Source organism: Roseateles sp. P5_B10 (assembly GCF_056400485.1).
In genome coordinates this window covers 1-927 of sequence record NZ_JBFULE010001329.1, presented here as the reverse complement: position 1 = coordinate 927, position 927 = coordinate 1, and the positions used below count along the sequence as shown (strand labels likewise).

1 protein-coding gene is annotated in these 927 nt (G+C 72.1%); it reads right to left on the bottom strand.

All coding sequences use genetic code 11. The annotated features are described in order from the left end of the window. Window positions 1-927: DUF748 domain-containing protein (locus AC1DU6_RS33095; protein ID WP_477862543.1), on the bottom strand; the 927-nt coding region annotated here is incomplete at both ends.

The following is a 927-nucleotide window of genomic DNA, read 5'->3' as shown; positions in this document are numbered from 1 at the left end:
GCGTAAAGCCTACGGGCGCGACACCTGCGGGCACGGCGGCGTCCTGCCAGCGCAGTGCGCCGCGCTCGACCGTCAGGCCAGCAAGCTGCACCTTCCAGGCCGGGCCGGCAGCGGACGCGGCGCTGTCAGGCGGCAGCAGGCCGGCGATGTTCAAGCGGCCACCCTGCTCGCGGGCGAGCAGAGCGCGCGGCGCGTCCAGCGCCAGCGTGCCGAGGGTGATGGCATGCGTGGCAGGCTCGACGCTGGCCTTGTCGAGCTGGGCCGAGGCCAACGTCACCAGCCGCGGCGCGCCGGGCAGGCCAAGGCGAGCGTCGCTGATGCGCAGCTCGGCCAGGGTCAGCTGGGCACGGTCGGCAGCGCCTTCGGCCAGCGGGTTCGTGACGGTGAGGCCAGCCTTGGTGGAGAGGCCGGCGACCAGCCGTACGCCGCTGGGCAACGGCAGYCAGGCGGCCAGGCGCTCGACGGCGAGGCCATCCAGCTCAGCATCAGCCTGCAGCAGCTCGGGCGACAGCTTGGCCTGGACCGTCAGCGTGGCCCGGTCCAGGCGCAGGCTGGCGTCGAGCTGGGCAGGCGACTTCAACGGCCAGGCGGCTGCGCCGAGCTTGATCTGGATGGCCTCCAGCGCCAGGCCCTTGTTGAGAGTGAAACGACCCTCCTTGACTTCCAACCCGGCAAGGCTGAACTGCCAGGGGGSCGCAGTTGGCGATGACACGCCGCCAGACCCTGACCCTGCCGGCAGCGGGCGCAGCCAGGCATCGGGCAACTCCAGCAGGATGGCGCCGAAGCCCAGCTGGCGACGCAGCGGTTGCACGTCGGCGAGTGGCAGGCTCAGCCGCTTGAAGCCGAGCAGGGCCTGGCCGTCGGGCTGGGTCAGGGCCAGCTCGTGCAGCTGGATGAGGCCACTGAGCTTGACACCCGGCGTCTGCT